Genomic DNA, 20,662 nt, shown 5'->3' with positions numbered 1-20,662 from the left:
AATTGATGAATGGTTTTCCAGCTTCTCCGATTCATTTCTCTATAGCTAGCTAATCTTCTCCTATTTTTCTTCCCCGAAGGTAACAAAAGAGGGATGACTACGAACTTATTCATGCTTCGTGATTAATGAGACAGACTACTAATGACATTGCAAGAGGATAAATCGCTATAATTCTGTTGAGCCAAATAGAGCCAAATATCCTTTGAGTTTTGGGAAAACCAGCCATGTTAGAGTACAACTTGCCAAAGTACTTGCCCTCAGCCGAGGAACTACCAGACTCTGATGAAACGCCTGTGGATAATGAACTGCAAGAATTGATACCAGGCTTGTTAAAGGCGATCCTGCTGATGCTTTGGTCAGAACGCATGGATTGGTTGTTTGCGATAGATATGGGTATTTATTATCACCCTGATAAACCACCAATTGTACCAGATGGGTTTTTGAGCTTAGGAGTAGAGCGGTTTTATGATGAGGAACTGCGTCCCAGTTATGTGCTGTGGGATGAAAATGTTGTACCGATTTTTGTCCTAGAAGTAGTTTCCCAAAATTATCGTAAGGAATACACTACTAAATTGGATGAATATGAGGCTTTAGGTATACTTTATTATGTGATTTATTCCTCTCGCCGCCGCCGCAAACCGCATTTGGAAGTACATAAGTTAGTTAATGGTAAGTATGAATTGCAAGAGGGAAACCCCGTTTGGCTAGCAGAAATTGGACTGGGAATTGGTTGCGAAAGGGGAAATTATTGTGGTGTAACGCGGGAATGGATGTATTGGTATGATGAGCAAGGACAACGGTATCTCACGCCCGCAGAACAAGTAAAACAAGAAGCACAACGCGCTCAACAAGAAGCACAACGCGCTCAACAAGAAGCACAACGCGCTCAACAAGAATCATTACGCGCTCAACAAGAATCATTACGCGCTGATGTTGCAGAACAACGGGTTCAACAGTTGGCGGAACAATTAAGAGCGCTTGGAATAAATCCAGATAATCTGTCTTAACTGAAATATTTTGCAATATTTTCAACAAAACCTAATTTTTAGGTTTTGTTAGATACATATATTTTTCAGAAATGATTGTTGAAATTTTTACATCTCATCAATTAGATTACACACGCTTGATGCAATTGCGCCATGTAACTTAGCAGCATATAGCACTTGATCTACTACTTGCAATAACTTATCAGTGGTTTTTCCATGATCTGGAAACATGGCCACTCCACCCGAAACCGTTGTATGTATTTTGTTTACCTCCAGATCCTAACCGCGCAGTTTGAAACGATAAGTGGATCTGTTCGGCGTGCTGAAATGCTTTTTTTTGTGTCATTTCAGGTAAAACCAATACAAACTTCTCACCACCGTATCTACACACAATATTTGCTGCAACTGTAGCGTATCCCGCGATCGCTAGCATCATCGAAATCAAAAGCTTGCTAACCAAAGAAATTGAGCGACGCTGCTAAACTGCAAACGCAACAGTAGTTGAGATGATTACAGTAACGCTCAGAATGACAAAGCATTTAATAGCTGATCTCAACCTTATGAGATAAGTTTGAGCAAGTCATAATATTCCAGTAATTTTTATAATTACTTCAAAGCGATCAAGTTGCAGCAAAATTATGAATTCTTAATTATTACAGAAAAACTATTGCTTTTTAGAAATAACGTTCCTGATTCCACTTTTAGAGCTAACAGTATCACCTTTGTAACGAGGGATGATATGAATACTGGCGTGCATAATATTTTGACCTGCGGCTCGATTGATGTTCATTCCTACATTAAAACCATCAGGCTCAAATTCACTTTTGAGAATTTCTTGTACTTTATTCACCATAAACCAGCAAGCAGATTGCTCTTTAAATGGTAGCTCAAAATAGCTGTTAACATGACGTTTGGGAATAATTAGAACATGTCCTTTACTTATTGGATAGCCATCAAAAATAGCATAAGCAGTTGCTGACTCAGTTAATAGTCTGAGAGTTTTATGGGGATTACAGAATATACAATAGTTAGATGAATTTCGCTGATGATTATAGTGAATATACTCATATACCTCACGATATTCATCTAAGCAAATTGAAGTAAAAGGAAGTTTTGCAATACACTGATAGGTAGGTTTTTTATAAACATAATGTTCTCGAAACCCTTCTCTTTTAATATCCCTTCTTACAGCATAATAAGCTTTACCTCCTGGTTTTAATAAGTGGGATATTTCCATAAGAACATTAGTTTGTTCTTCAGGAAATAAAATATTTAAAACATAAAAGCAAATTATTGTATCGAATTTAGTATCAGGATATTCTGGAAAATAATAAGGATCATAGCCTGTAATATTACAACCTTTTTGGCGCAATATTTTAACATCATTACCAAAGCCACAACCAAAGTCTAGTATTTTGCCTTGGAGAAGGTTTTGATTTAATAAAAACTGTGCCGGAAATGATAGATAACTTCTTTCGAGCGCAGTAAAATGACTGAATTGATTTTTTTGCTGTTTCATAAAATTTTGGTGCTGATGTCCCAAAATTATTATTCCCAGCATTTGTTTAGGTTATGCGATGTCTACGACGGGCTATTCGGCGTCGCATCAGGGTCAATACCTAGCTCACGTAACTTAGCTGCTAATATATCAGCACGTTGGCGTTCTTGTTCAGCGCGCTGGCGTTCTTGTTCAGCGCGTTGGCGTTCTTGTTCAGCACGTTGGCGTTCTTGTTGGGCTTGTTCGCTGCTCCACAACAGCAAATTTCCTTCTGTATCCCACCAGCGTAGCCAATTCATAGTTTGACATAATCTTTCACCTTGCCAAATTCCGAGAAATAACTCTAACTCAGGAATCCAGTAACGTCCATTCGTATCTGCTTGCTGCAAGGTATATTGTCCATTTTGCAAGCACCTTAGTTCTATGCTTGGTTCGTAGGGGTCATAGGTTACGTAGGTTGGAACTTGGAGAATCTTTTCGTAATAATAGAGTTTACCATAAGGTGGAGTTGAGCGGACTGATAGTTCTCCACCTTCTGTGTCTGAGAGAAATTCCATCACTACAGCTATAGCAGCACCTTCTAAATTTGGGGTATAGCTGCGACGAACTACATTTGTTCCTACAGACTGTACTTGAGGGACATAAAACCAGTCTGGTGCTTTGACAACGATTTTTTTGTTAACTGTGGCTACAAGCCCAAAATTAGAGCCAATCAGCATTTGAGGTTGGATGCGTCCTGTGCTTCCCAAAGCAAGCATCGGTAAGCGCAGCAGCGATCGCAGGTTGTTGAATATTTTCCACTGGATCGTCAGGTAAAATGAAGTCGGCTGGAAGTGCTTCCCAAGTAACAATTGGTTCTTTTTGGATGGGGTTAACTTGTAGAACCATAAAACTACTCCTAATATGAATGCACAGTTATTAGTTATTTTTAACAAATCTTCAGTTAGCCTTGCTCTTAAGCTTAGAGGTAAAAAGAATGTTCCTGTTAAGTATATCTTTGTGCGATCGCAGCATATAAAACCAGATAATCTTAAGTTTTGGATGAGTAGAGTCGCATTCCCTAAAAACCCAGAAATCTGGAAATATTTCTTTAGCGAGTGTATATACTCGTAGTCAAGCACTTAGCAGGCGTGAGTATGATAGTTGAGTGGTTCACTCTCTGGATAGGTCAAAAAACGGTTGGATTTCTTGTCAAAACTATTATCAGCGAAGAGTTTGTCAAGGATTTAGTCAAGGACTACGCTAAAGATTTTTTCAAAAATATTTTTAATAATGCTGTAACCGCGCCTTTTAAGCGAGAACCCCTGGAGAAAGCTGTTGTCATGGCTGTAACAGAATTTTTGCAACTCATGCAGCAGGATTTAGATGATAGTGAACTTGCTGAAGATGAAATTAAAAACTATGAGCAGCCGTTAAATAAATTTCTGAAGCATCCAGAAGTCAAAGGAATTTTGGGAACTGCTTTTAAAGATGACTCTCAAGCTATAGACACCAAAGCATTAGAAATAATTTGGTATCAACTTAATGCTTCATACCCGTTACCGGATGATTTTAACTGGAAACGGATTGCTAGGAAATATCTGCAAAAGGTTAAAGAGATTATTATAGGAGTTCCTGAACTGCGAGAGATTCTAGATTCCCGAAATTTAGACAAAATCCAGAACAACACAACAGAGATAGCTGGTATTATTCCTGACTTTGATTTGGAAAAATACCAAGAAGCTATTAAGGAAACCTATAGCAATCTGAATTTAGACAGTTTAGATACGAGTACCTATGATTATCGAGATAAACTCAAAGTTTGGGATATATTCATAGCACAAAATGTCCGTGAAATTCATCAAATTATTCCCCGAATTCACGAACTGCCGAAAGAACATCTCCGAAGATTGCGAGAAACTAACGAACTGGAAGCAGAAGTTGAGTTAGAAGAATTAGAACGCTACAAACGAGTTTATTTAGAACAACCGAAACGTTCTGTAGTGGATATTGTCAATGAGCAGCAGACTAATAAATATATCGTGATTCTGGGCAACCCTAATTCCGGGAAATCTACTTTATTAAAATACTTGGCATTAAATTGGGCTAGGAGTCCTCTGAATAATTCTTTATCTCTAGCGATTCCTGTGCTGATTGAGTTACGCACTTATATACGGCGGTGGGAGGATAAAGAGTGTCATAATTTTCTCGAATTTTTTCATAAATGTAGTGGTGCGATTTCTCACCTCAACCAACATCAACTGCACCAACAGCTAAAGAGTGGTAAGGCTTTAGTGATGTTCGATGGTTTGGATGAGGTATTTGATCCTGCTCAACGAGAAGATATAATTACTGATATTCATCGCTTCACTAATGAATATCGTGATGTACAGGTAATTGTCACTTCTCGCGTGATTGGCTACAAACCGCAACGTTTGCGAGATGCTGAGTTTCACCACTTTATATTGCAAGATTTAGAACCAAAACAAATTCAGGATTTTATTTACCGCTGGCATGAGTTAACTTTTATCGATCCAGCGGATAAAGTTAGAAAACGGGAACGGCTGCAAATCGGGATTGACACTTCACAATCTATTGCAGAACTAGCAGGAAATCCTCTGTTGTTGACGATAATGGCGATTCTGAATCGGAATCAGGAATTGCCAAGAGATAGAGCCGAACTTTACAATCAAGCATCACGGGTACTGCTGCATCGATGGGATGTGGAACGTGCTTTGCAAGAAGATAAGAGGTTAGATCCTAAAACTATTGATTATAAAGATAAGCAAGCGATGTTGCGTCAGGTTGCCTATCACATGCAAACCGGCGATAAAGGTTTGGCTAGCAATTTGATTAGTGCAGGTGATTTAGAGAAGATTTTGACTGACTATTTCAAAAGTCTAGAAATCACTCAAGCTAGAGAAGTTGCACGGGTGATGATTAATCAACTGCGGACTCGCAACTTTATTTTATGTTTCTTGGGTGCAGATAGGACTAGCCCTTTCAAGGTGTTGTGTGACGGCTTGATTTGTAGTTTGTTTAAGAGAGGTGGAGTCTCAGGGTGGGAGAAGAGAAATGCTTTTAGGTCAGGTGTTTGAGCGTTTTGTCAGCGAGAGTCCAGTTTCAGTGATGGTTCGTGGGCTTTTAGAAAAAGCCCTATGTCCCCAAATCCTAGATGAACTATTTGAGCGTAGTGCAAAAACCCAATACACTCGTGAGTTATTATTCTCTACGGTCGTCAATTTAATGAGCCTTGTCGTCTGCGGAATTCACCCATCAGTACATGCAGCATATCAAGCATCAGTTGAGGAAATTGGTGTTTCAGTGACATCAGTCTACAACAAAATCAATGGTATTGAACCTAGTACCAGTGGAGAATTAGTCAGAGAGATTGCTGGTCAAATGGAAGCTACGATTCGACACCTCAATGCAACAATGCCTGATTTACTACCAGGTTATCGAGTCAAGATTATTGACGGGAACGCGATCGCTAGCAGTGAACATCGCCTAAAAGCATTACGTGAAATTAGTAGCGCCCCATTACCAGGTCAATTTTTGGTTGTACTTGACCCAAGCTTGATGCTGGCAGTAAATGTCTTTCCTTGTGAAGACGGTCATGCCCAAGAGCGTTCTTTGTTTGATAAGGTACTATCTACTGTTGAAGAAGATGATGTTTGGATCGCAGACCGGAATTTTTGCACACTCAAGTTTTTATTCGGGATTGCCACAGGTCTTGGCTACTTTATTATTAGACAGCATCAAAGTCTACCCTGGCAAGGGACTGATGATTTCCGGTTGGTGGGTCAAAGCGATCACGCTATTGTGTTTGAGCAAAACATCATTTTGAGTGCGGATGATGGTCAACTATTAAAGGCACGTCGCATCAAAGTCTCCTTAGAGGAACCATTACGTGATGGGGAAAAAGAAATTTTTATTCTCACTAATTTGCCATTTGAGGTCGCTTCTTCGCTGTTGATAGCGCAAATATACCGCAAACGTTGGAAGCTCGAAACCTTGTTTCAAGTCCTGACAGAAAATCTCTGCTGCGAGATTAATACGCTAGGCTATCCAAAAGCTGCTTTGTTTACCTTCTGCATCGCTTTAGTTGCCTATAACGTTCTGTCTACCGTTAAGGCAGCCCTCAGAAGTGTTCATGGAACTGAAAAGATAGAAGCGGAAATTCCCAGCTACTATTTAGCTGACGAAATTAAGGGTACTTACAGAGGGATGATGATTGCGATTCCCCCCGAAGAATGGCGTGTTTTTCACAACATCACCTTCATCGAATTATCGCAATTTCTCAAACATCTGGCAAGTCTTGCCGAGCTGAGAGCTTTTCGTCGCCATCCGCGAGGCCCAAAAAAACCTCAGCCAAAGAGGACTTACCTGAAGAATCGACCTCATGTCTCAACTTATAAGATTCTAAACCAGAAAAAACAGGAAAATAACACACCTTGAAAGGGCTAGTCCTATGTTCATCGAATTCGGGCAACCGTTTATTGAGGGCAGCCGTTTATTGAATTCGGGGTGTCGTTTATTGAATTCGGGCAGCCGTTTATTGAATTCGGAGTGTCGTTTATTGAATTCGGGCAGTCGTTCATCGAATTCGAGGTGTCGTTTATTGAATTCGGGTAGCCGTTTATTATTTTTGTTCAATTTTAATGTGAGTCGGATAAAACCTAAACACAAAGCGAAAAGTCAGAGTGGCGGCTTCCGCCGTTGGCGTAGCCCGCCGCAGGCATCTGAACTTTTCAAGACAAAGACTTTTCATCCAGTCCCCAGTCCCTAGCTATACTAGTTGACCCCAGTGATTTCATCTTAACTTGACACCTATGGCAAGATGCCCACTCCACAAGAGATTTATTTTTTGAAGGATGCAAATTAAAATACTTTTAGCTTATTAAACCTCTCAAAGGTAATTTTGCAGGCTACTATCGCGATCGCATTGGTGAATATCACGTTATTTACCGAATTGATGATGAAACCAATCAGCTTATTGTCACCACTATTGCTCATCGCCGAGAGGTGTATGAATAAATATGAAATATACAATCGTTATTCAGTGGTCTGATGAAGATGAGTGTTTTGTTGTGAGTCTTCCTGAATGGGGATTTTGTCATACTCACGGAGATACTTACGAAGAAGCTTTCAAAAATGCTCAAGAAGTTTTAGAAATGCTGATTGAATCATCCTTAGCTGACGGTCAACTTCTACCTGAGCCAAAAACATTAGAAAAGTCGTTAAAATAATTTGTAATTTATCAAATTAGAGAAGCATACGGCGATGCCTTCACAGTAGGCATCGCGGATTTTAGATTTAATCTAATCTAAAATCCCAAATCGAGTTACCGATTCACCGCCGCAGCTTCTCTTGCTGCTGCTGCTTGATCTGGGTGAATACCCAAGCGGGTGAGATTAATCCGACCTTTGTTATCAATTTCGCGCACTTTGATAATCACTTCATCGCCCACCGCTACTTCATCTTCAACTTTGCCAACGCGGTAGTCAGCTAGTTGAGAAATGTGAATCATGCCTTCTTTTCCAGGCAAAAATTCCACAAATGCACCTATCGGTATAATCCGAGTAATACGTCCGGCGTAGACATCCCCTTCGTGTAACTTGCGGGTCATGCCTTGGATAATATTTCTAGCTCTCTTCGCCTTGTTCTCATCCACAGCGGAAATTGTCACGGTGCCATCATCTTCGATGTCAATTTTTGCACCAGTTTCCTCTGTGATCCCCTTAATAGTCTTGCCTCCAGGTCCGATGACCAAACCAATCATGTCTGAATCAATCTTGATTGTTAACAGACGTGGAGCATAAGGTGAGGTTTCAGTCCGCGGCGTGTCAATGCAGGCGAGCATTTTCTCCAAAATGTGCAACCGGGCTGATTTGGCTTGGTGGACGGCTTGGGCTATAACCTCCAAAGACAAACCGGAGATTTTCATATCCATCTGCAAGGCGGTAATCCCGGTATCCGTTCCGGCAACTTTGAAGTCCATGTCGCCCAAAAAGTCTTCAATGCCTTGGATATCGGTCAGAACTCGTACTTCGTCCCCTTCCTTAATCAGACCCATTGCTGCGCCACTAACGGGTTTGAGAATTGGTACACCAGCATCCATCAGGGCGAGGGTGGAACCGCAGACTGAACCCATTGAGGTGGAACCGTTAGAAGAAAGTACTTCCGAGACGATGCGAATTACGTAGGGAAATTGTTCTTTTGAGGGTATCACAGGTAGTAGCGATCGCTCTGCTAATGCCCCGTGACCAATTTCACGCCTTCCTGGGGCCCGCATTGGCTTGGTTTCACCGACTGAGAAGGGCGGGAAGTTGTAATGATGCAGATAACGCTTGTGCTGATCTAGCTGCATGTCATCGTTGAGGTTTTGAGCATCCCCAGGTGTACCCAGAGTACAAGTGGATAATATCTGGGTTAGTTCCCGGTTAAATAAACCGCTGCCGTGGACTCGCTTTGGTAAGACATCAACTAAACAAGAAACCTGACGCACTTGATCGAGTTTACGACCATCAACGCGGACGTTATCTTCAATGATTTGTCGCCGCATGAAGTATTTGGTAATATCTTTAAAAGTGTTACCAAGTGCCTTCTTATTTACAGTTGCGGCAACTCGAATCGGATCTTCTTCTGGCAGTTCAGTAATCGTCGCGGCAATTTCATCTTTGACGACATCTAAAGCTGCATCGCGTTCGGGTTTGGTGAAACTAAATTGAGACAGGATTTTCTTAATCTCGCCGCTAGCGCGATCGCGGATATAATTTTCTAGCGTTTGGTCTACTTCTGGTGGTGCTTCTTGCACTATTACTAGACCCAGTTCAGCGATTAAATCTTGCTGCGCTTTGATTAAGTCCCGCACTGCTTCATAACCAAAGTCAATCGCCTCGAGAATATCTCGTTCTGGCAACTGATTGGCTCCCGCTTCCACCATGATCACGCCATCTGGTGAACCTGCTACTACCAGATCCAAATCTCCAGCTTCAGTTTCTGCATAAGTGGGGTTAATAATGAAATCATCTCCCACTAAACCAACCCGCACTGCTGCCATTGGCCCATTAAAAGGAATCTGGGCAATTAGGGTAGCGATGGAAGCGCCTGTAACTGCTAACACATCGGGTGGAACTAACTCGTCCATCGACAGCGTTAAGGCAATAATTTGCAAGTCATCCCTCAACCATGAGGGGAACAAGGGACGCATGGGACGGTCTATAAGACGGCTGGTGAGAATTGTTTTTTCTGGTGGACGACCTTCGCGCCGCATGATCCCGCCGGGAATTCGACCAGCGGCATATAGCCTTTCTTCATAATCTACAGTCAGGGGAAGAAAATCAATGCCTTCTCTGGCTTGCGATCGCGTAGCCGTCACTAAAACTGATGTATCCCCTGATTCTATCAAAACCGACCCACCTGCCTGGGGAGCTAGTAAGCCTACTTTCAGTCGAATATCCCTTCCATCGAAGGATATTGACTTATCAACTTCTGCCATTCAGTTTTTTTTCCTTCTCTTTCGCTATTCTCTTTCTGTGGCAATCCTAACATTTATGCCCTATGGCTGACTTCTAGTACATACAAAGATAGACAAGTCGTTTAACGCAAAGTGTGATACAAGATTAGCGCATCTACTACCTGCCCATTCTCTAGCTTCGCCGCACCCGGAATTCGCCCAATAATCTCAAATTCTAACGACTGCCAAAGTGTAATTGAAGGTATATTAGTCTCAAAGACCAAATTAAACATCACTGCTTCGTAGCCCAGGTTTGCTGCTATCGAAAGCATAGCTTCTCCCATGAACCGTCCTAAACCCTGACCGCGTAATCCAGGTTGTACAATAAAACCAGCGTTGCAAATATGGCTACACCGACCAGGAAAGTTTGGCTTTAAATAAAACGCCCCTAATATTTCTTTTGGCTTGTGTGTGAGATTTACAACAGATGTCCTGACAACAAAGGCATCCTTGCTTAACCAGTAAGCTGAAAATTCTGTAAAAGAGAGAGGTTGCTTTTGGGGATAGGTTTTACCTTCAACAATTACAACATTGAGTAACGATCTTACCACCTCGTGTTCTTGAGGATGCATATAATCCAGTTCCACTAACATCCCGTTTTTTAAAACTTTAATTAGGGGAAAATTCATTATTAACAATGTTGATGTGGAATAACTACTTAAATATTTATTATATGAGAAACTTGGCCAATAAATCTCCTTGAAAAGATGCAAAAAGTAGAATAATTGTGATTTTAATTCTAGAGTTTTGGGAAAATCTGAGTAGTTAGCAAATGGCGATTTTACACTGTAATTGGTTACTAAAAAATCAAAATGGTTGTTTATTTATTTGGGGGGAAACTTGGCGATCGCCACGAGTGAATTTCGAGTCTAGTGGATCTGGAGATATAGCACTACATCCATTGGCAATGACATCGGTTGAGTTGAGTGAGTGGTTGCAATCGCAGAATATGGCAATTACTAACTTTATTCAGCAACCTCAAGTTGCGATGCCTGCGGCGGGCAAAGCGATCGCGACTACTAAACGAACGCGCAAAGTCGCTACAGCCACCCAAATCAGTTTGCCAATACATTCCCATATAATTGCCCTACCAACTCATATCTTAGAAGGAAGCGATCAAAGAACAACAGCGATTTTCCCCGTACATTCTGCTAGCTTAGGGCTAGACACAGATTCCCCGCAATATTTGCAACCTTGGCAAGTTGAAGGTTTTTGTCTCAACCCCAGCGAAGCAGTAAAATTTCTCGCTGCTGTTCCCCTAAATGCTGCTAAAGGGGAAAATGCCTTTTTGGGTGGAGATTTACGCTTTTGGTCGCAGGTTGCCCGTTGGAGTTTAGATTTAATCTCACGGTGTAAGTTTTTACCAACAATTGACCAACAATCAGATGGTGCATTTGCTACTAAGTGGCAAGTACTTCTAGATAGTGCTGTAGATGGAACCCGCCTAGAAAAATTTTCTGCGAATATGCCGTTGGTTTGTCGTACTTATCAAGAGGGATTAGGGACTGAGGAGTGGGGAATGAGTGGACAAGGGGACAAGGAGGACAAGGGGACAAGGGGAAAAAATAATCATGCCCAATGCCCAATATATATAAACTTCCCCCTCGAACCTCAAGAATTACTTTTGGGATTTCTCAACAGTACGATAGATGCCCAAGTGCGAGACATGATAGGTTCTCAACCTCCAACAGAAGCTAAGACGATTGCATCTTTACCTGCTGGGGTGCAACAGTGGTTGCAAGCCTTAACTAGTGCATCTGGTACAGTTAATGCAAATGCACTTGAAGTAGAACGACTGGAAGCGGCATTGAAGGCTTGGACTATGCCGCTACAATATCAGTTAACTCTTAAAACTCTATTTCGTACCTGTCTTCAACTGCGTTCTCCAGAGTCTGGCGAAACAGATTGGACATTGGCGTATTTTTTGCAAGCGGCTGACTCTCCAGAGTTTTTAGTGGATGCAGCAACTATTTGGAACAATCCAGTTGAAAGATTAGTTTATGAAAATCGGACAATTGACCAACCACAAGAAACATTTTTGCGAGGTTTGGGGGTAGCTTCCCGATTATATCCAGCCATTGCACCGAGTTTTGAAACCGAATATCCCCAATTTTCTCGCCTCACTCCCATCCAAGCTTATGAGTTTATCAAGGCTGTAGCTTGGAGGTTGGAAGACAGTGGTTTGGGAGTAATTTTGCCTTCCAGTTTAGCAAACCGTGAAGGATGGGCAAACCGTTTGGGTTTAAAAATTACTGCCGAAACTCCAAAAACAAAGCAGGGACGCTTGGGGTTGCAGAGTCTCCTGAACTTCCAATGGCAATTAGCAATTGGCGGACAGACTATTTCCAAAGTCGAATTTGATAAACTTGTGGCTTTAAATAGTCCGCTAGTGGAAATTAACGGTGAGTGGGTAGAATTGCGATCTCAAGATATCAAGACAGCCCAAACTTTTTTTACCACTCGCAAAGACCAAATGGCCCTTTCCCTGGAAGATGCCTTGCGTTTCAGTACAGGGGATACTCAGGTAATTGAAAAGTTACCAGTGGTCAGCTTTGATGCATCTGGGGCATTGCAAGAGTTAATTGGGGCGTTAACCAATAATCAAGCGATCGCACCTTTACCCACACCAACAGGCTTTAAAGGGCAGTTGCGACCTTATCAAGAACGTGGTGCTGCTTGGCTGTCATTCTTAGAACGTTGGGGCTTGGGTGCGTGTCTTGCAGACGACATGGGACTCGGTAAAACTATTCAGTTCATTGCTTTTCTGCTGCACTTGAAAGAACAAGATGTACTAGAAAATCCAACACTGCTAGTTTGTCCAACTTCGGTTTTAGGTAACTGGGAAAGGGAAGTCAATAAATTTGCACCAAACTTGAAAATTTTGCAATATCACGGTGATAAACGCCCAAAAGGGAAAGCGTTTTTAGAAGCTGTGAAAAATCACGATTTAATCGTTACCAGCTACTCACTGCTTCATCGAGATATCAAGTCATTGCAAAGTGTCTCTTGGCAGATAATTGTTTTAGATGAAGCCCAAAATGTGAAAAATCCAGAGGCGAAGCAGTCAAAAGCAGTACGCCAATTAGAAGCTACATTTCGGATTGCGTTGACGGGGACACCAGTAGAAAATAGACTGCAAGAATTATGGTCTATTTTGGATTTTCTGAATCCAGGGTATTTAGGCAATAAGCAATTTTTCCAGCGTCGGTTTGCCATGCCAATTGAAAAGTATGGAGATACGGCTTCTTTGGGTCAATTACGTTCATTAGTTCAGCCATTTATACTGCGGCGATTGAAAAGCGATCGCGACATCATTCAAGATTTGCCAGATAAGCAAGAAATGACTGTATTTTGTGGTCTGACTAGCGAACAAGCCGCACTTTATCAAGAAGTTGTAGAACAATCTTTAGTAGAGATAGAATCTGCTGAAGGCTTGCAACGTCGGGGAATGATTTTGGCTTTACTAATCAAACTCAAACAAATCTGCAATCACCCAGCCCAATACTTGAAACAGGCAACATTAGATCAACATAATTCAGCCAAACTTCTACGGCTAGAAGAAATGTTAGAAGAAGTGTTAGCAGAAGGCGATAGAGCTTTAATTTTTACACAATTTGCTGAGTGGGGTAAATTACTTAAACCCTATTTAGAAAAACAGCTTGGACGAGAAACATTCTTTTTATATGGCAGCACCAGCAAAAAACAACGTGAGGAAATGATTGACCGTTTTCAACACGATCCTCAAGGTCCACCAATTATGATTCTTTCTTTGAAAGCAGGTGGAGTAGGACTAAATCTAACACGAGCGAATCATGTATTCCACTTTGATAGATGGTGGAACCCAGCCGTAGAAAATCAAGCTACAGATAGAGTATTTCGGATTGGTCAAACCCGGAATGTGCAAGTACATAAATTTGTTTGCACAGGCACTTTAGAAGAAAAAATTCATGACATGATTGAAAGTAAGAAACAATTGGCTGAACAAGTTGTGGGTGCTGGTGAAGAATGGTTGACTGAACTGGATACAGACCAACTCCGCAACTTACTAATACTTGACCGTAATGCTGTTATTGAAGAGGATGAAGGATAATTTAGTGATGTCAACTTAACAGTATTACCTGTGTTGTGGCATTACAAATTTATATTTAGTTTGTATGCATTAGACTTATTGCATAAATACTTCTTGACTTCATGCAAAAATGCAGATTTAGTGAAAAGTCGATACTTTTGCAAAGGATCTATTGAATCTTTATATTGGAAAGTATCTTATTTTGATATATAGCCGTAGTCACACAGGTTAGGACATTTGCCCTGGGTGAATGCTAGAGTTAGCAATAGTTTTACCTCCTGCCTCCTGCCTCCTAGCTATAACTCTATGGATGATCGAGAAGCATTACAGAGAACTCTCAACCGCGCCCGTCGCACTCTCCAAATATTAGAAGAACAAAAAGCTGGTTTTGGGATTAGAGTTCCAGTAGATTTGCAAATCGAACTGGAGGAAAAAGAAAAAGAAGTCGCCAGCCTAGAGGCACGATTGAGTCATTTGCAAAACAGCATCGGTAAAGTAGAGTCAAAAAGCAAGCAAAAGGAAGTTTTTATCTCCTACACCTGGCAAGATAATCACAGCGAAACATTTGTACAAAAACTAGAGAAAGCATTTCAGGCAAAAAGCATTACAATCATTCGGGATAAAAATGCAATTGGCTACAAAGAACGATTTCAAGAATTCATGCAGCGATTAAGTCGTGGCAAATGTGTGATTTTGGTAATCAGCGACCAATATTTGAAGTCTGAAAATTGCATGTATGAACTAGTTGAAATAGCGAAACATGGAAACCTTTATCATCGAATTTTTCCTATAGTTTTAGCAGATGCCCAAATTTATAAGCCTATTGAAAGAATTAAATATGTTGAGTATTGGGAAAAGCAAATTCAAGATTTAAATAACGCTATGAGAACAGTTAACGCTGCTAATTTACAGGGATTTAGAGAAGAAATTGACCTATATACTGAAATTCGTAATATGTTTGCTAATCTCATAAACCTGCTGAAGGATATGAATGCTCTGACGGAAGAGATTCATATACAATCAGATTTTGAGGCACTGCTTAAAGCGATCGCACAAAGTTTAGATGAGTAAGCTAAGAGCAAATGTACGGAGCCTCTGCTAAAGGCGGTCGCCCTCAATGATTCGGGAAAAGTGGATATTTTGTTGCTCCTCCTGCCCTTTGCCTTTTTTCAACTGCAAATCCTGAGATTTATTTTTATCAAATCCTATGGATAATCAAGAAGCACTACAGCGAACTCTCAACCGCGCCCGTCGCGCCCTCCAGATATTAGAGGAGGAAATAGCTGGTTATGGAATTCGAGTTCCAGTGGATTTGCAGATCGAACTGGAGGAAAAACAAAAAGAAGTCACTAGCCTAGAAGCGCGATTAAGCCTGTTACAGGGAAAGCGCCCGGAAAGTGTGCCGGATAACCTGCCCCGCTATAACGATGTGTTTGTGGGACGCAAACAAGAAATCGCCCGTTGTTTGGAGGCACTGTCACCAGAAGAGCGCGGTTGGGGTGTGGCGATCGATGGTATTGGTGGTATGGGCAAAACGGTGTTAGCGCTGGAGGTAGCACACCTTGCCCGTGAGCAAGCTTTGTTTGATGCCTACCTGTTTGTTTCTGCTAAGACTACCTGGCTCTCAACTGAGGGAGTGCGGCAAGAAACCCTCGCCCTGTCTTCTCTCGATAGCTTCTGCCGGGAATTTGCCAAGAGGTTGGGACAAACAGATATTGTGACAATGACTGATGCCACAGAACGCCGCCGTGCCCTTCTCGATGCCTTACGGGGACGGTGCACCCTGTTGATTTGGGACAACTTGGAAACGTTGAATGCAGAAGAACGCAATATGATTGCCGAGTTTTTGCGGAAACTGCCCACCCCCAACAAAGCCATCATCACCAGCCGCCACCGCACCGGGGAAAGCGCCGTCACCATCCGCTTAGATCGTCTCTTAGAGGCAGAAGCTTTAGAGTTGATGCAGGCGAAGGGAAAGTCGCACCCCCGTCTAGCCCAGGAACTAAACGCAACGAAGCCAGAGATATTGACCGCTTTATATGAAGCATCTGGTGGCAATCCTCTAGCGCTGGATTGGACATTGGGACAGGTGGCACACAAAGGCTACTCCATAAGTGATGCCCTAGAGCGGTTGCGGAATGCCGCCAAATCTCCCGATCTCTACGGGTTTTTGTTTGCCAATGCCGCCGAAACTCTTTCTGAAAATGATCGCACAGTGTTGTCTGCCCTGGCTGTGTTCCTGACACCAGCAAAAACCGCAGCACTGGCAGATGCTACAGATTTAGTCATAACCGAGATCCAAGTTTCTTTAGAGCGGCTGGTAACTCTATCTTTGGTGAATGACTTGGATGGAGAACGGTTTGGCCTGCACCCCCTCACCCGCACATATATTTGGGCAGTTATGGGCGGAACGGATACCGTTGTAACTGCGCCCCTAAGTGGAATTCGGTTTGACTCTGCTGCCCAACCCAAAGTTCTGCACTACTGGGTGGACTTTGCCCAGAAGTACGGGGGTAACGACAAAGATGCCTATAAGATACATGATAAGCTGGAAGCCGAGTGGCAGAATCTAGAGGGCGTGGCAACAACCCTGCGAGAGATGGCAGGTATCCCCGATGCGTTGAAAGAGCGACAAGCTGCCCAGATGCTCATCGATTTGGAAACCGCTTTGAATAACTTCCTCTTCTTCCGTGGCTACTGGGATGAGGCGGTACGCTTGGGTGAGTGGGGATATCAGGCAGGAAAGGCGCTTGGTCAGTGGAGCGATGCTGGTTGGGGTGCTTATCATGTTGCCTGGATTTACCACAATCGCGCAAAGACTGATAGGGCAACAAGTTGGGCGGCTGAGATGGCGGAGGCGATGGAGCGGGGCGGTAGTCGTCGGGATAAGGCTTTTGCAATTCGTTTGCAAGGAATTATTGCACACCAACGCAAGGACTGGGTAGAAGCGGAGCGGCTGTCCCAGGAGGCATTAGCGATTTACCGAAAGTTGGGGGATGAAGAATGGGAAGCAAACGCCCTCAACGATCTGGGAACAGTTGCGCAATCACAGGGACACTATGATCGCGCTGAATCCTACTTCAAGGAAGCATTGGCGATAGAAGAAAAGCGTGCTGGTAAAACGATGCATATAGCTTATCTAGGCAACTTGGGAAATCTAGCCCTTAACCGCAATCGTCCTTTAGAAGCCCGTCTCTGGTACGAGCGTGAGTTAGCCCTAGCACAGGAAGTGGGACGGCAAAGCTTGGTGGCTGGCGCTAAAGCGGGGCTGGCGCGAGTTCTGGAGGAGGAAGGACGCTACACAGAGGCGCTACTGTTAGCACAGTCTGCCCTGGAAATCCGGGAGCGTCTGCGCCATAAGAGCTTGGATTGGACGCGCCAATTGGTTAAACGGTTGCGACGCAAGGCGGAGATGGAATAATTCGTAATTCGTAATTAATTTAAGGTTTCACGTTCCTGTGTTGTCCCAAACTTCCAGTCTGAAAGCCTATATTTGCGAAACTGATATGTTCCCAACGATAACGCTATAGTCTGAGGTAACTATCACAAAATAAGATTAACCCATACATTCCATAATTTTGAATTTTAAATAGATTATGACTAATTACACATTACAAGCAAGTCGAGAATGGTGGTCACAACAATGGTTAGATTTGCTAGATTCCTATCGCTTTAAAAAGCGTTTAGAACGTGCGAGAAATTATGCTCGTCAAGGAAATGTTCTCAGCATTGAATTTAAAGGTGCAAAAGTATTGGCTAGGGTGCAAGGCAGTGAAGTAGAACCCTATAAAGTTTCCCTCTCCCTTGAACCATTTACCGATGAACAATGGGGTTATGTAATTGAAACCATGTCCCAAAGGGCAATTTTTGCTGCCAAGCTCCTAGCAGGAGAAATGCCACAAAATATAGAAGAAGTATTCACGGCTAATGGTCTTTCGATATTTCCATTTACCCTTGCTGATGTTCAGAGTAAATGCTCTTGTCCTGATAAAGCAAATCCCTGTAAACACATTGGTGCTATATACTATCAGTTAGGCGATAGATTCAGTGAAGACCCCTTTGTACTATTTCAATTGCGCGGACGTTCTAAAGAGCAAATTATCAGCGATTTACGCCAATTACGTAGTGCCAAGATTCAACCCAGTAGTACCACAGAAACGCCCGACATTCAACAGTCAATTCCTAATAACAAATACTCGGTAAAAATTGATTCTTTCTGGCAATACAATGAGCCACTAGAGTCATCATTGGTAGTGATTGCACCATCTACTAGTGAGACGATATTAGATGTATTGGGAGCGATTCCCCTAGCGAAAGAAGAGGAAAATGCAGTAAATTCAACTTCGAGTGATGTGGTAATGAAGTATTTGAATACCGTTTACAGAGATGTAAGCCAGAAGGCTGTTTTAGCAGCAATGAATGTAGGAGGAAGTTGATACTAATTCGTAATTATGAATTAAATTGACTGGAATATTCTCGCCTTAAAACTTTATCCCTTTATTGGTAGAGTATTTACCAATTCTGATACCGAGTTGCATTCAAAAATATTAGTTTTGGTAGGCAGGGGGAACAGAGGAAGCTGGGGGAGAAATACTACATCTGATTGCAACTTGGTATGAATTCTGAATTCTGACTCTTGACTCCTAATTTATTGTCCAAATTCAAGCCTAGCCTGTTCTACCAAATTAGCAGTCACAACATCTTGCCCTGCTTCACGAGCCAGCTGTTCAATTCTGGCTTGAGCTTGAGAGCGGACAAAAAAGGGAATGTTTTGTAATTTTTCCTTAGCTTCAGATGTCCATCGCAAAGCATCAATAAAATTGGAGTCGTTCATAAATTAGTTACCTTGGCAAGTCGCTCACTTTAATTAATAGATTACTAATTTTCCTATAAAAAAAGCCCTTGCTTTTATGCAAGAGCCTCTAAATTATTTAGTTGTCAGTGATGAAATAAACTTTACAACCTAATCTAGGTCGTCCATGAACATCACTGGCTCAGTATCACGGTTAATTCCTTTCTCAAAACCACCAGCCGCAGCTCGTGCGCGACCAGCGTGCCACAAGTGACCAACTAGGAAGAAAAATCCTAGTACGAAGTGAGAAGTCGCCAACCAAGCGCGAGGAGATACGTAGTTGAAGGAGTTAATTTCGGTAGCCACACCACCTACGGAGTTCAAAGAACCCAGAGGAGCGTGGGTCATGTATTCAGCAGCGCGACGAGCTTGCCAAGGCTGAATATCATTCTTGATTTTTTCCAGGTCAAGACCATTGGGGCCACGTAGAGGCTCCAACCAAGGGCCGCGGAAATCCCAGAAGCGCATGGTTTCACCACCGAAGATGATTTCACCAGTTGGAGAGCGCATCAGATATTTACCTAGACCAGTAGGGCCTTGGGCAGAACCGACGTTAGCACCCAAGCGTTGGTCACGAATCAAGAAGGTCAAAGCCTGAGCTTGAGAAGCTTCTGGTCCAGTAGGGCCAAAGAATTCGCTTGGATAAACGGTGTTGTTGAACCAAACAAAAATTGAGGCAATGAAGCCCATTAGCGAAAGAGCGCCCAAGCTGTAGGAGAGATAGGCCTCACCAGACCAGATGGATGCACGACGTGACCAAGCAAAAGGCTTGGTAAGAATGTGGAAAATACCGCCAGCAATTAAGATAAAGGCGACCCAAATGTGACCACCAACCACATCTTCTAAGTTATTGACGCTAACAATCCAGCCTTCGCCACCAAAGGGAGACTTGATTACATAACCGAAGATAACTGCTGGGTTCAATGTCGGATTGGTAATAATCCGAACATCACCACCACCTGGTGCCCAGGTGTCATACAACCCACCAAAGAACATTGCCTTTAACACTAAAAGCAATGCACCGAATCCCAAAATAATCAGGTGGAACCCGATGATATTGGTCATCTTGTTCTTGTCTTTCCAGTCGTAACCAAAGAAAGAAGAGTATTCTTCTAAGGTTTCTGGGCCACGAACGGCATGATAGATACCACCAAAGCCAAGGACAGCTGAGGAAATTAGGTGGAGTACACCGACAACAAAGTAGGGGAAGGTATCGATGACTTCACCACCAGCACCAACACCCCAGCCCTGAGTGGCAAGGTGAGGTAACAGGATCAAGCCCTGTTCATACATGGGCTTTTCAGGAATGAAGTGAGCGACTTCAAACAAAGTCATCGCTCCAGCCCAGAACACAATCAAACCAGCGTGGGCAACGTGAGCACCCAGCAGTTTACCAGATAGGTTGATTAAACGTGCGTTACCAGACCACCAAGCAAATCCAGTGGATTCTTGGTCGCGTCCAGCACCGCCTAAGATATTAGGTCTATTAGAGAGCGTTACCACGTGGTAATACCTCCTCAGGGAATACAAATTGTTCGTGGGGTTGATCTTGAGGAGCCATCCAAGCGCGGATACCCTCGTTGAGCAAAATGTTTTTGGTATAGAAGGTTTCAAACTCTGGGTCTTCCGCCGCCCGTAATTCTTGGGAGACGAAATCATAAGCCCGCAGGTTGAGTGCTAAACCGACGATGCCGACGGCACTCATCCACAAGCCTGTGACTGGTACGAACAACATAAAGAAGTGCAACCAGCGCTTATT

At 42.7% G+C, this 20,662-nt stretch carries 16 protein-coding genes and 2 pseudogenes; 9 read left to right on the top strand and 9 right to left on the bottom strand.

Annotated features, from left to right (window positions below; genetic code table 11):
- The first annotated feature begins 224 nt into the window (after positions 1-224).
- The gene (locus tag V7K89_RS10300; RefSeq protein ID WP_335186786.1) at positions 225-1,007 is read left to right on the top strand and encodes a Uma2 family endonuclease; all 783 of its coding nucleotides are present in this window, start codon (positions 225-227) and stop codon (positions 1,005-1,007) included.
- Positions 1,008-1,094: 87 nt separating this feature from the next.
- Here V7K89_RS10300 and V7K89_RS10295 read toward each other — a convergent pair whose 3' ends face one another.
- From V7K89_RS10295 to V7K89_RS10280, 4 genes and pseudogenes are all read right to left on the bottom strand, one after another.
- Positions 1,095-1,217, bottom strand: coding sequence for a hypothetical protein (locus V7K89_RS10295; protein WP_335186784.1), 123 nt, complete (start codon positions 1,215-1,217; stop codon positions 1,095-1,097).
- On the bottom strand, positions 1,189-1,446 hold the full coding sequence (locus V7K89_RS10290; protein ID WP_335186782.1) for a diguanylate cyclase domain-containing protein: 258 nt from the start codon (positions 1,444-1,446) through the stop codon (positions 1,189-1,191). The genes V7K89_RS10295 and V7K89_RS10290 overlap by 29 nt, the downstream gene beginning before the upstream one ends.
- A gap of 204 nt (positions 1,447-1,650) precedes the next feature.
- Complete coding sequence (locus V7K89_RS10285) at positions 1,651-2,505, bottom strand: HIT family protein (protein ID WP_335186780.1); 855 nt, start codon at positions 2,503-2,505, stop codon at positions 1,651-1,653.
- A 62-nt stretch (positions 2,506-2,567) separates the two neighbouring features.
- A pseudogene (locus tag V7K89_RS10280) lies at positions 2,568-3,372 on the bottom strand (Uma2 family endonuclease).
- 248 nt (positions 3,373-3,620) lie between these two features.
- Here V7K89_RS10280 and V7K89_RS10275 point away from each other — a divergent pair.
- The 4 genes from V7K89_RS10275 (at position 3,621) to V7K89_RS10260 (ending at position 7,712) form a co-directional block, all read left to right on the top strand.
- Positions 3,621-5,561 carry an NACHT domain-containing protein gene (locus V7K89_RS10275; protein ID WP_335186778.1) on the top strand — a complete coding sequence of 647 codons (1,941 nt, stop codon included), beginning with the start codon at positions 3,621-3,623 and terminating at the stop codon, positions 5,559-5,561.
- Positions 5,539-6,921 (top strand): transposase, encoded by a 1,383-nt coding sequence (locus V7K89_RS10270; protein WP_335186776.1) that lies wholly within the window; start codon positions 5,539-5,541, stop codon positions 6,919-6,921. The genes V7K89_RS10275 and V7K89_RS10270 overlap by 23 nt, the downstream gene beginning before the upstream one ends.
- A 441-nt stretch (positions 6,922-7,362) precedes the next feature.
- Positions 7,363-7,500, top strand: coding sequence for a type II toxin-antitoxin system RelE family toxin (locus V7K89_RS10265; protein ID WP_335186788.1), 138 nt, complete (start codon positions 7,363-7,365; stop codon positions 7,498-7,500).
- Positions 7,501-7,502: 2 nt separating this feature from the next.
- Positions 7,503-7,712: a type II toxin-antitoxin system HicB family antitoxin gene (locus V7K89_RS10260; protein WP_335186774.1), complete on the top strand. Its 210-nt coding sequence runs from the start codon at positions 7,503-7,505 to the stop codon at positions 7,710-7,712.
- Positions 7,713-7,807: 95 nt separating this feature from the next.
- On the opposite strand, the gene V7K89_RS10255 is transcribed toward V7K89_RS10260, so the two are convergent.
- Together V7K89_RS10255 and V7K89_RS10250 are read right to left on the bottom strand one after the other, a co-directional pair.
- Positions 7,808-9,964, bottom strand: a complete 2,157-nt coding sequence (locus tag V7K89_RS10255) for a polyribonucleotide nucleotidyltransferase (RefSeq protein ID WP_335186772.1) — start codon at positions 9,962-9,964, stop codon at positions 7,808-7,810.
- Positions 9,965-10,065: 101 nt separating this feature from the next.
- Positions 10,066-10,611 carry a GNAT family N-acetyltransferase gene (locus tag V7K89_RS10250; RefSeq protein WP_335186770.1) on the bottom strand — a complete coding sequence of 182 codons (546 nt, stop codon included), beginning with the start codon at positions 10,609-10,611 and terminating at the stop codon, positions 10,066-10,068.
- A 143-nt stretch (positions 10,612-10,754) separates the two neighbouring features.
- Between V7K89_RS10250 and V7K89_RS10245 the strand changes: the two genes are divergently transcribed.
- The 4 genes from V7K89_RS10245 (at position 10,755) to V7K89_RS10230 (ending at position 18,487) form a co-directional block, all read left to right on the top strand.
- On the top strand, positions 10,755-14,072 hold the full coding sequence (locus V7K89_RS10245) for a DEAD/DEAH box helicase (RefSeq protein WP_335186768.1): 3,318 nt from the start codon (positions 10,755-10,757) through the stop codon (positions 14,070-14,072).
- 285 nt (positions 14,073-14,357) lie between these two features.
- The gene (locus V7K89_RS10240; RefSeq protein WP_335186766.1) at positions 14,358-15,122 is read left to right on the top strand and encodes a toll/interleukin-1 receptor domain-containing protein; all 765 of its coding nucleotides are present in this window, start codon (positions 14,358-14,360) and stop codon (positions 15,120-15,122) included.
- 136 nt (positions 15,123-15,258) lie between these two features.
- Positions 15,259-17,472, top strand: coding sequence for a tetratricopeptide repeat protein (locus V7K89_RS10235; protein WP_335186764.1), 2,214 nt, complete (start codon positions 15,259-15,261; stop codon positions 17,470-17,472).
- Positions 17,473-17,647: 175 nt separating this feature from the next.
- Positions 17,648-18,487: an SWIM zinc finger family protein gene (locus tag V7K89_RS10230; protein WP_292864419.1), complete on the top strand. Its 840-nt coding sequence runs from the start codon at positions 17,648-17,650 to the stop codon at positions 18,485-18,487.
- A 212-nt stretch (positions 18,488-18,699) separates the two neighbouring features.
- Here the strand turns inward: V7K89_RS10230 and V7K89_RS10225 are convergent, their stop codons facing one another.
- From V7K89_RS10225 to V7K89_RS10215, 3 genes and pseudogenes are all read right to left on the bottom strand, one after another.
- On the bottom strand, positions 18,700-18,885 hold the full coding sequence (locus tag V7K89_RS10225; protein ID WP_334846322.1) for a PCP reductase family protein: 186 nt from the start codon (positions 18,883-18,885) through the stop codon (positions 18,700-18,702).
- Positions 18,886-19,014: 129 nt separating this feature from the next.
- Entirely contained in the window at positions 19,015-20,406 is a 1,392-nt protein-coding gene (gene psbC / locus V7K89_RS10220; RefSeq protein ID WP_335186762.1) for a photosystem II reaction center protein CP43, read from the bottom strand.
- A pseudogene (locus tag V7K89_RS10215) lies at positions 20,390-20,662 on the bottom strand (photosystem II D2 protein (photosystem q(a) protein)); the annotation flags it as partial. The pseudogene V7K89_RS10215 and the gene psbC, both read right to left, overlap by 17 nt.

The organism is Nostoc sp., from assembly GCF_036917515.1.
In the GTDB taxonomy this organism is placed as follows: Bacteria; Cyanobacteriota; Cyanobacteriia; order Cyanobacteriales; family Nostocaceae; genus Nostoc.
This window is presented reverse-complemented; position numbering and strand designations above follow the sequence as displayed.